Source organism: Aminobacter sp. LjRoot7 (assembly GCF_964252895.1).
Taxonomy (GTDB): domain Bacteria; phylum Pseudomonadota; class Alphaproteobacteria; order Rhizobiales; family Rhizobiaceae; genus Aminobacter; species Aminobacter aminovorans_B.
Map to the genome: position 1 here is coordinate 177001 of NZ_CAXUPX020000004.1, position 12820 is coordinate 189820.

Consider the following 12820-nt stretch of genomic DNA (forward strand, 5'->3'; position numbering starts at 1 on the left):
CACAAGTGACACACAAGATGTTGGGGTCACAAAATCTGCATAAACGACTTCTTGACGTTAGCTGTCGAGTCGCCTTTTATGACTCAAGCGCGCTTGTTGAGTGTGCGGCCGGATTGTTAAGAGCCCGGTCTTTTTCCCAGATTTTGTGCGTAGCTGCTCGCATTTGACCCCCGCCCTGCGGGGCGCCGAAGCGTGCGGTTTCTGGATGTCCAAGGGGTTGGATGGTAAAAATGTGGGACTGGCGGAAATCTTCTGTTAACACTATATTTAGTGTTTGCAGCCAACCTGACCGCTAGATAGTGTGAGTAGCCCTCCATGAGGGAATCGCAGAAAAAGTTTCAGTTTCAAGGACCCGCAACGGTCCGCCAGTTGACGGGAACAGGCTCCGGAAGGAGTTTTCCAGGTCAGGCGGCGGGGTAGGCGGGATAGGGCAACCGGCTGTCCAGGCCGCCGGTTCATACGGGCTTGTGTCTTTCGCATCAGCAACGGGAAATTTCCCGCGAAAGACGCTATATATAGACAAAAGGAAATCGACCGATGCGCATCGAGCGGCGTTTCACCAAGGATGGACAATCGGCCTACGCGGAGATCGAGTTCCGCAAGGCCCTATCCGAGATCAAGAACCCCGACGGTTCGGTGGTCTTCCGCCTCGACAACATCGACGTGCCGGCGCAGTTCAGCCAGGTCGCGGCCGACATCCTGGCGCAGAAGTATTTCCGCAAGGCCGGCGTGCCCACTCGGCTGAAGAAGGTCGAGGAGAACGACGTCCCCTCCTTCCTGTGGCGCTCGATCCCCGACGAAGCCGAACTCGAAAAGCTGCCCGAGAACGAACGCTACGGCTCCGAGACCGACGCCCGTCAGGTCTTCGACCGTCTCGCCGGCACCTGGACCTACTGGGGCTGGAAGGGCGGCTACTTCAAGTCCGAAGGCGACGCCCGCGCCTTCAAGGACGAGCTGTCCTACATGCTCGCCACCCAGCGCGTCGCGCCGAACTCGCCGCAGTGGTTCAACACCGGCCTGCACTGGGCCTATGGCATCGACGGCCCCGGCCAGGGCCACTTCTATGTCGACCCCTTCACCGGCAAGCTGACCAAGTCCAAGTCGGCCTATGAGCACCCGCAGCCGCACGCCTGCTTCATCCAGTCGGTCGCCGACGACCTCGTCAACGAGGGCGGCATCATGGATCTGTGGGTGCGCGAGGCGCGCCTGTTCAAATACGGCTCGGGCACCGGCTCGAACTTCTCGCATCTGCGCGGCGAAGGCGAAAAGCTGTCCGGCGGTGGCCGTTCGTCCGGCCTGATGAGCTTCCTCAAGATCGGCGACCGTGCAGCGGGCGCCATCAAGTCGGGCGGCACCACCCGCCGCGCCGCCAAGATGGTCGTGGTCGACGCTGACCATCCCGATATCGAGGCCTATATCGACTGGAAGGTGAAGGAAGAGCAGAAGGTCGCGGCGCTGGTCACCGGCTCCAAGATCGTCAAGCAGCACCTCGCCAAGATCATGGCTGCCTGCGTCAACTGCGAAGGCCAGGACGACGATTGCTTCGATCCGGCGATCAACACTGCGCTGAAGCGTGAGATCAAGGCCGCCAAGAAGAATTCGGTGCCGGAGAACTACATCTACCGCGTCATCCAGTTCGCCAAGCAGGGCTACACCTCGATCGAGTTCAAGACCTACGACACCGACTGGGATTCGGAAGCCTACCTCACCGTTTCGGGCCAGAACTCCAACAACTCGGTTTCGCTCAAGGACGATTTCCTGCGCGCCGTCGAGCAGGATGGCGACTGGCACCTGACCGCCCGCAAGGACGGCAAGGTCCTGAAGACGCTCAAGGCCCGCGACCTGTGGGAAAAGATCGGCTACGCCGCCTGGGCTTCGGCTGATCCGGGCCTGCACTTCAACACCACGATGAACGACTGGCACACCTGCGCTTCGGCGGGCGCCATCCGTGCGTCGAACCCGTGCTCGGAATACATGTTCCTCGACGACACGGCCTGCAACCTCGCCTCGATCAACCTGCTACCTTACCGCATGCAGAATGGCGAGATCGACATCGCGGCCTACGAGCACACCGTGCGCCTGTGGACCGTCGTGCTCGAAATCTCGGTCATGATGGCGCAGTTCCCGTCCAAGGAAATCGCCAAGCTTTCCTATGAGTACCGCACGCTCGGCCTCGGCTACGCCAATATCGGCGGCCTGCTGATGACGTCAGGCATTCCTTATGACTCCGACGAAGGCCGCGCCATCGGCGGCGCGCTGACAGCGATCATGACCGGCGTGGCCTATGCCACCTCGGCCGAGATGGCCTCCGAGCTCGGCGCCTTCCCGGACTACGAGCGCAACGCCCAGAATATGCTGCGTGTCATGCGCAACCACCGCCGCGCCGCCTATGGCGAAGCGGTCGGCTACGAGCAGCTGTCGGTCAACCCGGTGCCGCTGGTCGCTTCCGACCTCAAGCAGCAGGAGCTGGTCAGCCACGCCCGCGCCGCCTGGGACCAGGCGATTGCGCTCGGCGAGAAGCACGGCTACCGCAACGCCCAGGCAACCGTGATTGCGCCGACCGGCACGATCGGCCTGGTCATGGACTGCGACACGACCGGCATCGAGCCCGACTTCGCGCTGGTCAAGTTCAAGAAGCTCGCCGGCGGCGGCTACTTCAAGATCATCAACCGCGCCGTGCCCGAAGCGCTGCGTACGCTCGGCTACACCGAGGCTCAGATCGCCGAGATCGAGGCTTATGCCGTCGGCCATGGCAATCTCAACCAGGCGCCCGGCATCAACCCCGGCTCGCTAAAGGCCAAGGGCTTCACCGACGAGAAGATCGAAGCACTGAACGCTGCACTCAAGAGTGCCTTCGACATCAAGTTCGTGTTCAACCAGTGGACGCTGGGTGCCGACTGGGTGAAGGAGACCTTTGGTTTCACCGACGCGCAGCTCAACGATTTCTCGTTCGAGATCCTGCCGGCAATCGGTTTCTCCCGGAAGGACATCGAGGCCGCCAACATCCACGTCTGCGGCGCGATGACGCTCGAAGGCGCACCGTTCCTCAAGGACGAGCACCTCGCCGTGTTCGACTGCGCCAATCCGTGCGGCAAGATCGGCAAGCGCTATCTCTCGGTCGACAGCCACATCCGCATGATGGCCGCCGCCCAGCCCTTCATCTCGGGCGCCATTTCCAAGACCATCAACATGCCCAACGAGGCGACGGTCGAGGACTGCAAGAGCGCCTACATGCTGTCGTGGAAGCTGGCGCTGAAGGCCAACGCGCTCTACCGCGACGGCTCCAAGCTGTCGCAGCCGTTGAATGCCTCGCTGATCGCAGACGAGGACGAGGATGAAGATGAGGTCGTCGAGGCACTGATCGCAGCACCTGCCGCCGCCAAGGCGGTGCAGGTCACCGAAAAGATCGTCGAGCGTGTCATCGAGCGCCTCTACCGCGAGCGCGAAAAGCTGCCGAACCGCCGCAAGGGCTACACCCAGAAGGCCGTCGTCGGCGGCCACAAGGTCTATCTGCGCACCGGCGAGTTCGACGACGGTCGCCTGGGCGAGATCTTCATCGACATGCACAAGGAAGGTGCTGCCTTCCGCGCGATGATGAACAACTTCGCCATCTCGATCTCGCTCGGCCTGCAGTACGGCGTGCCACTCGACGAGTATGTCGAGGCCTTCACCTTCACCAAGTTCGAGCCGGCCGGCATGGTCATCGGCAACGATGCCATCAAGAACGCCACCTCGATCCTCGACTACGTCTTCCGCGAGCTCGCCGTCAGCTATCTCAACCGCCACGACCTCGCCCATGTCGACCAGTCGGACTTCGACAAGACCGCACTCGGCAAGGGCATCACCGAAGGCAAGGCCCTGCCCTTCTCCAAGGGCCTGACCCGTGGCGCCTCCCCGCTCAAGGTCGTCTCGGCCGGCGCCGGCAACGACCCCAAGGGTTCGGCGACCGCCGCCCCGGCACGTGCCACACCGGTGACCGCCTTCTCCGGCTCCAACGTGCTGTCGCTGTCGCCCAAGGCTGCAGTCTCGGTGGAGGAATCGACCGCCTACAAGCGCGACTACGAGGAACGCGCCAAGGAGCTGGCCGAGGAGATCACCATCGAGGAGACTGAGGAGACTGAGGAGACGGTGACGACGTCGCTGTTCACCGACGCTGCCGCCCAGGAAGCGACTGAGGCCAAGAAAGTCGCCGCCGACCGCCGCGCCAAGTCGATGCTGCAGGGCTATACCGGCAATTCCTGCTCGGAATGCCAGAACTTCACCATGGTCCGCAACGGCACCTGCGAGAAGTGCGACACCTGCGGCGCGACGAGCGGCTGCAGCTGAGGATCTCAGCAGCAGGCAGCGGTAGATGGGAGCCACGCCTACCATCTAAAATGACACTAATATCCGTCGGCCCGGTCGCAAGATCGGGCCGTCTTTTTAGCGGCAAAGATTGTGCGGCAAAACAGCGAACACAGTACTGATGAGATCAGCAAACTGTGTGCGGGGTCTGCATTGATTCGGAATTAATCTTGGTCAGAACCGCAATCAGAGGGCTCGACTCGCCTGTGGAAAACCTTGCTTGTCCACAGAATCTACAACGGGAACATTGCGCCCGCAGGCATAGATATGGTATCTTCCAAACTGTCGAATGGCATATCTAGTCAGGTACACCTAACAGCTAGCTGTCCGATTCGTCAACACTGCTTTGTGGATAACTATGGGGCTTGGCAAATCGCGTAACATAGCTGAGATTCAGTTTATCTAAGAAAAAGGCGATGCAATTTCTTGCACCGCCTCTCGTGAACAGCCAAGGCGGACTCGCCGCCCTTGCGCTCACTCGCTCTGGTAAAGCGTGGGCATGCTGTTCTCATGATCAACAGATGTCAAGCGCGACACAAGCGCTTGGGCATCAAGTGATGCGGGAGAAAGGAGCAAGCAGCATGGCCACCAATCCGCCCAAAGGCGACGGACATCGCAACGGCGCAGTACGCGACCGTTCGCAAACGTACAATCCCAAGATTGATCGTTGGACGAAGCGGGACACTGGGTCCGGCAAATTCATGGATCAGAAAGCGGACAACCAGCCTTTCAAAGGCGTCCGTAAAGAAAAATGACGAGAAAGCCGCCCACCTCCGGGCGGCTTTTTTTTCACCACGATCAACCTTGGAGTCCTCCCATGTCTCTGCATCTACGCATGAAGCGGAATCGTGACAGGAGTTGGCTATGACCACTTTTGGCACTTCAGCATACCTTAAGCTACTCGCACTGAACCCACAGCCACGGGACACTGAAATCAGGAAGCGTCTCGGAGCGCGAAAAGGAGGTTACGACTTTCACAAGGCCATGCGGCGCGTTGCTACGGAGTACGCAAGTCAAGCTGTCGATTGGCACACAACCGAAGCACGGTTGAGGGCAATAAGCCAAGCCGCAGAACGACAGTCGGCCACATCCGCGGCGCAGGCACTTATGAGCTGGGTAAACGGAAGGGCCATACGGCTTGTCCAAGATGCCGATCAACAGGTCGCCAGCCCCAACGGTATCTACTCCGTCAAATTCTCACCTGACTTTGAGATCGATCTAGGTGGAACGGCTACCAGAATTCACATCTGGAATACCATTCGGCCCGCCATCAATCTCCGCGAAGCAATCGGAACGCTTGGGCTTTTTGTCCCGGATGATAACCCGCAGTCCATAGGGGTGCTCTCTCTTCGCACTGGCGAGCTGTTTGTCCCCACAAACGCCGAAAGCTCCCGTGATCTGGCAAGGATGCTCTCACTGGACATCGAACGGCGTTTTGACCGGGTTGCAGCCGAAGAAAATGCACGCCGACCGGAAGACCGTGGATCGGAGAGACGTACCCGACTCTGATCATGTTGCAGCCAGCGCTTCCTGGACTGGCAACAACTAGCGGCGCGGTTGGCCTTGGCGGTCAGTTGTCGGAGAGTTCGGCGGCGATCGGCACGAACTCCCGCCTTCGTCATCTTAGAGATGGCGGAGGCATTCATTTTAGGCAGTGCCCAAGCGGTGCAGAACGCGTGCTCTTTCTTCCACTCACTGCACATTCCTCACCCTCACGGCATGAATCCTCGGGTTAAGCCCGAGGATGACGAAGCGGAGAGGCCACGCTCGCCCCCCAGCGTTCCCACCCCTACCGCGCAGCTACCGCAGTGATCTCCACGCCGAGATCAGGATAAGCGAGCCTGGATTCGACCGTTGCCCTCGCCGGCGCTTCGCCGGGAATGACCCAGCTGTCCCAGGCTTCGTTCATCTGGTCGAAGTTCGACATGTCGGCCAGGTAGATCTGCACCATGGCGAGGTTCCTCTTCGTCACCCCGGCCTGCGCCAGTGTTTCGTCGAGCAACTGGAGGACCTCTTCCGTCTGTTCGCGCACCGATTGGCCGCGCGTCTTCTCGGCAGTGTGACCAGCGACGAAAATCAGGTTGCCAACGACAACCGCGTCACTCCACCGGGCATCGGGGTTTATTCTTTCAAGCATTGGATCATCCTCTGTCGCGACTCCGCCGCACCGTTTTGAGCAGTCCAGCTGACGACAGCCTATGTTTGATAGGTCGCCCGAGAGCAAGAGACGTTGGTCGGTGGCGAGTGGCTTGTTGACGCTACGTAGGTGGCCGATCATGATAACCAACGGCGCAAAGAGCGACACCTCATGCTGGTGGGAGGACAAAGTGCATCCACTTGTCATCGACGCGAAGCCTCAACCTATTTCAATTGATCCGACGAACGCTGCAGTTCTCGTCGTGGACATGCAGAATGACTTCGGCTCCAAAGGTGGAATGTTCGACAGAGCCGGAATCGATATCTCCGGGATTCAACGGGCTGTCGGCCCCACTGCCAGCGTGATAGCTGCCGCTCGCGATTTGAGAGTGCCCGTCGTCTATCTGAAGATGGGATATCATTCCGATCTGTCGGACCTTGGGACATCGGACGCCCCCAACCGTATCCGACATCTCCAGATCTTTGGGGTTGGTGAGAGCGTGGTAGCCCCGGATGGCAGCGAGCGTCGGATTCTGATCCGCGACACCTGGGGAACAGATATCGTTGACGACCTCAAGCCAGAAGCAGGGGATGTGGTCGTCTACAAAACGCGGTTCAGCGGTTTCTACGAGTCCGAACTCGATTCTGTTCTGAAGACCGCAGGCATCAAGCACCTCATCGTGACAGGATGCACGACCAGCGTGTGTGTGGAATCGACAATTCGGGATGCCTTCTTCAGGGACTATCACTGCATATTGCTGACGGATTGCACCAGCGAGCCCATCGCCGGGGACGCCTCAAGGAGCAATCATGATGCCTCGATCACGCTCGTGCAGATACTCTTTGGATGGACATCGACGTCCGACCAGTTCCTGAAGGCGATTGAGGAGCGAGTTCAGGGGCGTCTTGAACTGGCCGGATGACCCGAACTCAGATCACGGCTTTAAGCTCGGCAGCGGCGATGTAGGCCCAAGGCAGGAGATCGTCGATCTGGCTGGTTGGGTGGCTGTTGACGATTTTGGTGAGCACGTCGGCGAGGTAGCCGAGCGGCTCGACGTAGTTCAGCTTGCACATCTCGATCAGCGAAGCGACGACGGTCCAGTGCTCGGCGCGGCCTTCAGAGCCGGCGAAGAGGGCGTTCTCCGGTTGAGCGCGATCGGGCGGATCGACCGCTCGACCGTGTTGGAGCCGATATCGATGCCGCCGTACCGCCTTCGATCATCCGCGCCGGCGCCGGAGGCTGCACGACAGCCATTGGCCGGCCGGCTTTGAACGCATCTATTAGCTTACCTCCTACTGGCAACGTCGAGGATCAGGGTGGGAAGACGGTCACGACAAAAGACCTCGTCATCGGTCCCTAAGGCCGCGGCCACTTTGTACCAAGGCGATTTCGGCCGTGACCAGTCGTTCGGACCGTAGGGCCGTCCGAAAACATCGAAAAGGACGTAACCTAGACTTTCGAACAGGTCGAAGAACTGTTCGGGCGAATAACCATAGGCTGTCGCTGTTGGTTGGCCGGCATGCTCGAACACGATGAGCGGGCGACTGCCCTGGAGCATTGCCCGTCCCCCCCTGCAATGCGTGGAACTCGCCGCCCTCGATGTCCATTTTGATGAACCGGACGGACCGGCGCGTCACGGTCTCGTCGAGAGTTGTCGTTCGAACCTTGATCTTCTCAATAGTCGCCGCAAAGCCCTGTGGGAGCTGCCGATCAGCTAGCCCACTGTAACCTGAAGCCGCCTGGACCAGATTGAAGCTTGCTTTCCCTGAACGATCCGAAAGTGCCGCGTTTACAATCTTGACCTGGCGCATCCTCAAGGTCTTTCGCAAAGGCGCCACGCGAGATGACGGATAGGCTCGTAGGCTATCACTTGGCCAGTACGCCCTACCAGTTCCGCAATGGGAAAGGTGTGAAAACCATGACTGGCCCCGGCATCAACAACGACATCGCCAACCCGGAGCCGATCTGAATAGATGGCTTGGATGATCTGCTCAAAGAAGTCCCCGCCGAGACGAAACAAATCGTCGACCTGCATCCGATCAAGCTCCAAACCGGCTACGCGTCTTGTTGAAGAAGTCGACCGGTTGCTAACTTGCGCCCTGCCCAGATGAGCACACCCCCAAGCCCACTGCCAGCCACGTTGGCGAACCCCGAACGTTGCCAGGTGAGCAGTCTGAATGGGTCACGGCATGGGTCCTGGGTCAAGCCCGAGGACGACGATCGAGCTCGACCCCAACGGCTCGATCAGACGAACAAGCTACGGCCACCTATCCAATGAGCTAATTGTCTGTGTACCTCCGACGAGCGTAAATTCGACCTTGGGAAGGTGGGGTAGTGCGCCGGCGCGGTGCCTTAAATCCTAGGTGTGAGTATTGCGCCGGCTGCCCACCCCAACGCCCACCGCGCAATGCAGACGGCCCGACTTGGGTAAGTCCAAGCGGGCCGCTCTTGCGAGCGCTCACCGTCATCGTAGAACTGGCTGACAACGCAAGCGCGCGCAGTTTCTCCGGTTCGTCATCCAGGGGCGGAGCAGCAGCACAGCTCCATCGCAACGCCCCCCGGATTCCTTGGGCGCTCGGCAGTTCTCAAAAGGTCCAGAACGCTAGCTCTTCTCCCCCGCGTCGAACGCCAAGGCCGATCGGAATAGCCCCAATGAGGCAAGGCGACTGCCGCGTAATGCTGCGGCAATGTGCCATGTCTACTCCGTCGCGCGGAAGGTTTGCGAAGGAGAACTTATGCAAGTTTCCGCGATCATTTTGGCGTTTGCTGCCGCAAGTATTTTGTACGTCTACCGTTTCAGGGGTGAAGCCCGTTACAAAAACCTGACCGAGTACATTCGCAAGGGTTGGCCGATCTTCACGCCATTCAATTGCGTGCTGTTCATGACCACACTGCGGCGCGGATCAAAGGCCGTTCTCGACCCGGCCGAATTCCCGGAAACCCATCTGTTGCGCCAGAACTGGCAGGCCATCCGCGACGAAGGGCTGGAGCTGGTGCGCCAGGGCTATTTTGACGCCACCAAACGCCCAGGCACGGCCGGCTCCTACGATGTCGGCTTCCGGACGTTCTTCAAATATGGCTGGAGCCGCTTCTACTTGAATTGGTACGGCTACACGCACCATTCCGCGCGGCGGCTTTGCCCCAGAACGGTGGCACTGTTGCGGCAGGTGCCTGCGGTGCATGGAGCCATGTTCGCCTTGTTGCCCGCGGGCTCGCAACTCACCCGGCATGCAGATCCGCTCGCCGTGTCGCTGCGCTACCACCTTGGCCTTGCAACACCCAACTCGGACGCCTGCTTCATCAACGTCGATGGCCAAAACCAGAGCTGGCGCGATGGCGAGGTGCTGATGTTCGACGAGACCTACCTGCACTACGTCCGCAACGACACCGACGCTGATCGCCTCATCCTGATGTGCGACGTCAAGCGCCCGCTCAATCCAATCGGGGCGCTGTTCAACTTCTTCTACCAGGGCATCACGCGCGCCTCGGTCGTGCCCAACACGCCGGAAGACCATCGTGGCCTGGCCAACAGGGCCTTTGCCCGGCTTTCGCCCTTGCTGGCGCGCATCAAGGGACTGAAGTCGACCAATCGGCCGCTGTACTACACCATCAAGCGGTCAGTGAATGTCCTGCTCGTGTTGCTGTTGGTGGGGTTGGCAACCGGCGTCGCTCAATTGCTTGGCCGCTTGGTTTGACAGCAGGGCACAATGCAGTTCGAGAGGGGCCATGCTTCAATCCGCAACACTGCGCATCGGGGATGGCTCCGCAGAACTTCTGCCTCGGTGGGGCAAGCGAGCCGGCGAAAGGCAAAAGTCGGGCATTTCCTCAACAGCGCCTCACCCCACCCCGCCGCGCGCAGCGCTTCGGCCCGCCACGGCTCTGGTCCGCCACCGCCGGGCCTGCGTCAGCATCCGTGATGCCGTAGCGCTTGTAGAATTCGGCATTGTCGCGCTCGATCTGCTCGCGCATCAGCTTGTCGTGGCGGATGATCATCGCGTCGCGGACAGCCCTGCCCGCCGTAGTGGTGACGAGGCTGCCGGCGCCCATCGGCAACATCGACGCAGCAGCACCCGCCACTCCCTGCGCCGTGCCCAGTGCTGTTGCCTCCGCCATCATCTGCTTTTCGAGCTTGCGTGTGTCGTCGGAGTAATCAGGGCCTTCGAAGCTCGACTCGGTGGTCGTGGTGCATGCCATCAATGTGAGCGACAGAGCGACGGCCTGTACCATCATGCAGATCGAGCGAGCTCGCATCTGGTATCTTGAGTTGCCAGCCATTCGCCAACCTCCCCGCGAGAACCGACACATGTCGGCGGCATGGCAGTCCCATCGGCCGCCAGCGCCTATCTCTACTTGCGACGGAAGGCCTCGTCTTGGACGCAGCGGAACGACCTATGCGCGAAAGGAACAAAGGAACGACTGACCGCCAGTGAAGCGAGCCTCGACCCGCGTCGGCTGCCCACGCCACAGCAGCCGGCAGGCCCGTGCGCGCTGAGGTCCTTCGATGGATAGTTCCGCTACGTCTCGACCGCGTTGGCAACGGCCCGGAAGCGCGCCTCGAACTCCCGCCTCAGTTCGCGGCGCAACTCGGCCGCGCGATGGCGCCTGCGGTCGATGTCGGTTGACGGCACGAAAGCCGGGATCTCAGACGGGCGGCCGTCTTCGTCCACTGCCACCATGGTGAAGTAGCAGGAGTTGGTGTGGCGCCGCTGGCCCGAGCGGATGTTTTCGGCTTCGACGTGGATGCCGATTTCCATCGAGGTGCGGCCGGCAAAATTGACCGACGCCCGGAACGTGACGAGTTCGCCGACATTGATCGGCTCCCGAAACACCACCTGGTCGACCGACAGCGTGACAGCGTATTTGTTGGAATAGCGCGACGCACATGAAAAGGCGACCCGATCAAGCAGGTTGAGCAAGGCTCCGCCGTGTACCTTGCCGCTGAAATTCGCCATCTCGGGCGTCATCAGCACGACCATTTCCAGCCGGCGCGTGTCCCTGTCTTCCACTCGTGCCCCTCCCCTGACGATGTCAGTGTCGCATATCGACGTCAGGCGACGCTATCCAAGATGCAGCCGAAACACCAACTGCATCATCTGTTATCGACGACACATGGCCTGGGAAGCACCTGACCAACGCAGGGCAGCCGCAATAGCTGGCCGGCATGCTGACGGCGGCATCAACTCCGATCAAAACCGGTACTGTCTCCGAAAGCAACGCCCGGCTGGTGGCAACCGTCAGCCAGAAGCGGGCGTCATTTAAAGGCAGCGCTTGCGCCCGACCCAATAACTTCCGCTGCCGCGCGATATTTCCCGCAACAATACAGAAAGTCTTCCCGGGAAATTATTTTCTTCATGACCGGGCCGGGTCAAAATTTCTTCACTGGACATCGCTCTTCCCTGGGGCAAACTGTCTCCAGGGGTGCGAAGGAGGAGATATGCGCGCAAGAACAGCTACCGTCGGAGACCTCGAGGTGGTCTTCCACGACCTGTCAAAGCGAATGTCCGACGAGTATGCCGCCGCAGGCAAGGACGCCAAGAGCGCTTATGACAATCTGATGATGAACCTGAAGGAAGGACGAGCGCATGCGCTCGTCGAGGGCGATCGCCCGGTGGCAATCATCGCCTGGCATGAGAATTCGGACGCGGCCGAAACGCTGTTCGCCGCCCAGGACGAGTTCTTCGCCGCGCCCACGGTCCGCTTCTGCAAACGCCACATCCGTAGGATCCAGCAGCTCGCCGGCAACATTCCCATCCGCTCGCGTGGCTGGCTCGACCGCCCCGAGGTCGCACGCTGGTTCCGGATCATCGGCTATGTCGAACGCGGCCGCCAACACGGCGCCCTGCTGTTCGAACTCCCGCCAGCCTAGCCATCCGCCTTGGCGAGGACACGCTGTCGTAGCAAACTGGTTCAGCGACAGCGTACCCATCCCGGGAGGAACACATGCCATCTGACATGGTCAATGTCCGTTACCTCGTCGACGACGTCGAGGCCTCAATCGACTGGTACACGCACCATCTCGGCTTCGCAGTCCTGACCAACTACGCCCCTGCCTTTGCCGACGTCTCGCGCGGGTCGCTGCGCCTGTTGCTCAGCGGCCCGACCAGCTCGGCGGCGCGGCCGATGTCCGACGGCGCCCGGCCGCGCGCCGGCGGCTGGAACCGCATCCATCTGATCGTCGACGACCTGGCAAAGGAGGTTGCGCGATTGAAGGCTGAGGGCGCGCAGTTTCGCGACGATATGGTCAAGGGTCCCGGCGGCGCACAGGTTCTGCTCGTCGACCCTTCGGGCAATCTCGTCGAGCTGTTCCAGCCGGCCAATCGCTGAACATGTGAGCGGGCG

12 protein-coding genes and 2 pseudogenes are annotated in these 12820 nt (G+C 60.6%); 8 read left to right on the forward strand and 6 right to left on the reverse strand.

Features of this window, described 5'->3' with window-relative positions; genetic code table 11:
• Positions 1–537 precede the first annotated feature (537 nt).
• From ACSQ3E_RS13845 to ACSQ3E_RS13855, 3 genes are all read left to right on the forward strand, one after another.
• The gene (locus tag ACSQ3E_RS13845; RefSeq protein WP_436123122.1) at positions 538–4326 is read left to right on the forward strand and encodes a vitamin B12-dependent ribonucleotide reductase; all 3789 of its coding nucleotides are present in this window, start codon (positions 538–540) and stop codon (positions 4324–4326) included.
• A 599-nt stretch (positions 4327–4925) separates the two neighbouring features.
• Entirely contained in the window at positions 4926–5099 is a 174-nt protein-coding gene (locus ACSQ3E_RS13850; protein ID WP_436123123.1) for a hypothetical protein, read from the forward strand.
• A 109-nt stretch (positions 5100–5208) separates the two neighbouring features.
• Complete coding sequence (locus tag ACSQ3E_RS13855; protein WP_436123124.1) at positions 5209–5853, forward strand: hypothetical protein; 645 nt, start codon at positions 5209–5211, stop codon at positions 5851–5853.
• A gap of 280 nt (positions 5854–6133) precedes the next feature.
• On the opposite strand, the gene ACSQ3E_RS13860 is transcribed toward ACSQ3E_RS13855, so the two are convergent.
• Positions 6134–6481 carry a RidA family protein gene (locus ACSQ3E_RS13860; RefSeq protein WP_436123125.1) on the reverse strand — a complete coding sequence of 116 codons (348 nt, stop codon included), beginning with the start codon at positions 6479–6481 and terminating at the stop codon, positions 6134–6136.
• A gap of 139 nt (positions 6482–6620) precedes the next feature.
• Here ACSQ3E_RS13860 and ACSQ3E_RS13865 point away from each other — a divergent pair, with 139 nt between their 5' ends.
• Positions 6621–7403: a cysteine hydrolase family protein gene (locus ACSQ3E_RS13865; RefSeq protein WP_436123126.1), complete on the forward strand. Its 783-nt coding sequence runs from the start codon at positions 6621–6623 to the stop codon at positions 7401–7403.
• A gap of 7 nt (positions 7404–7410) precedes the next feature.
• Here the strand turns inward: ACSQ3E_RS13865 and ACSQ3E_RS13870 are convergent.
• The 3 genes and pseudogenes from ACSQ3E_RS13870 to ACSQ3E_RS13880 form a co-directional block, all read right to left on the reverse strand.
• A pseudogene (locus tag ACSQ3E_RS13870) lies at positions 7411–7670 on the reverse strand (transposase domain-containing protein); the annotation flags it as partial.
• A gap of 96 nt (positions 7671–7766) precedes the next feature.
• A complete protein-coding gene (locus ACSQ3E_RS13875) occupies positions 7767–8039 on the reverse strand; it encodes a hypothetical protein (RefSeq protein ID WP_436123378.1) in 273 nt (90 codons plus the stop codon).
• Positions 8040–8058: 19 nt separating this feature from the next.
• Positions 8059–8319 (reverse strand): annotated as a pseudogene (locus ACSQ3E_RS13880) (FkbM family methyltransferase); the annotation flags it as partial.
• Positions 8320–8324: 5 nt separating this feature from the next.
• On the opposite strand from ACSQ3E_RS13880, the gene ACSQ3E_RS13885 reads away from it, so the two are divergent.
• The gene (locus ACSQ3E_RS13885; RefSeq protein WP_436123127.1) at positions 8325–8450 is read left to right on the forward strand and encodes a hypothetical protein; all 126 of its coding nucleotides are present in this window, start codon (positions 8325–8327) and stop codon (positions 8448–8450) included.
• 766 nt (positions 8451–9216) lie between these two features.
• The gene (locus tag ACSQ3E_RS13890) at positions 9217–10176 is read left to right on the forward strand and encodes an aspartyl/asparaginyl beta-hydroxylase domain-containing protein (protein WP_436123128.1); all 960 of its coding nucleotides are present in this window, start codon (positions 9217–9219) and stop codon (positions 10174–10176) included.
• Between the two features lie 130 nt (positions 10177–10306).
• On the opposite strand, the gene ACSQ3E_RS13895 is transcribed toward ACSQ3E_RS13890, so the two are convergent.
• The gene (locus ACSQ3E_RS13895) at positions 10307–10756 is read right to left on the reverse strand and encodes a hypothetical protein (RefSeq protein ID WP_436123129.1); all 450 of its coding nucleotides are present in this window, start codon (positions 10754–10756) and stop codon (positions 10307–10309) included.
• Positions 10757–10995: 239 nt separating this feature from the next.
• Complete coding sequence (locus ACSQ3E_RS13900; protein ID WP_310327288.1) at positions 10996–11457, reverse strand: acyl-CoA thioesterase; 462 nt, start codon at positions 11455–11457, stop codon at positions 10996–10998.
• A gap of 458 nt (positions 11458–11915) precedes the next feature.
• On the opposite strand from ACSQ3E_RS13900, the gene ACSQ3E_RS13905 reads away from it, so the two are divergent.
• Together ACSQ3E_RS13905 and ACSQ3E_RS13910 are read left to right on the forward strand one after the other, a co-directional pair.
• A complete protein-coding gene (locus ACSQ3E_RS13905) occupies positions 11916–12347 on the forward strand; it encodes a hypothetical protein (protein WP_436123130.1) in 432 nt (143 codons plus the stop codon).
• A gap of 74 nt (positions 12348–12421) precedes the next feature.
• Entirely contained in the window at positions 12422–12805 is a 384-nt protein-coding gene (locus tag ACSQ3E_RS13910) for a VOC family protein (RefSeq protein WP_436123131.1), read from the forward strand.
• Positions 12806–12820: the final 15 nt, after the last annotated feature.

Coding starts and splice junctions, on each gene's coding strand:
- ACSQ3E_RS13905 (WP_436123130.1), top strand. CDS start 11,916: ATGCGCGCAAGAACAGCTACCGTCGGAGACCTCGAGGTGGTCTTCCAC.
- ACSQ3E_RS13865 (WP_436123126.1), top strand. CDS start 6,621: ATGATAACCAACGGCGCAAAGAGCGACACCTCATGCTGGTGGGAGGAC.
- ACSQ3E_RS13850 (WP_436123123.1), top strand. CDS start 4,926: ATGGCCACCAATCCGCCCAAAGGCGACGGACATCGCAACGGCGCAGTA.
- ACSQ3E_RS13895 (WP_436123129.1), bottom strand. CDS start 10,756: ATGGCTGGCAACTCAAGATACCAGATGCGAGCTCGCTCGATCTGCATG.
- ACSQ3E_RS13860 (WP_436123125.1), bottom strand. CDS start 6,481: ATGCTTGAAAGAATAAACCCCGATGCCCGGTGGAGTGACGCGGTTGTC.
- ACSQ3E_RS13890 (WP_436123128.1), top strand. CDS start 9,217: ATGCAAGTTTCCGCGATCATTTTGGCGTTTGCTGCCGCAAGTATTTTG.
- ACSQ3E_RS13900 (WP_310327288.1), bottom strand. CDS start 11,457: ATGGTCGTGCTGATGACGCCCGAGATGGCGAATTTCAGCGGCAAGGTA.
- ACSQ3E_RS13885 (WP_436123127.1), top strand. CDS start 8,325: ATGACGGATAGGCTCGTAGGCTATCACTTGGCCAGTACGCCCTACCAG.
- ACSQ3E_RS13875 (WP_436123378.1), bottom strand. CDS start 8,039: ATGCTCCAGGGCAGTCGCCCGCTCATCGTGTTCGAGCATGCCGGCCAA.
- ACSQ3E_RS13845 (WP_436123122.1), top strand. CDS start 538: ATGCGCATCGAGCGGCGTTTCACCAAGGATGGACAATCGGCCTACGCG.
- ACSQ3E_RS13910 (WP_436123131.1), top strand. CDS start 12,422: ATGCCATCTGACATGGTCAATGTCCGTTACCTCGTCGACGACGTCGAG.
- ACSQ3E_RS13855 (WP_436123124.1), top strand. CDS start 5,209: ATGACCACTTTTGGCACTTCAGCATACCTTAAGCTACTCGCACTGAAC.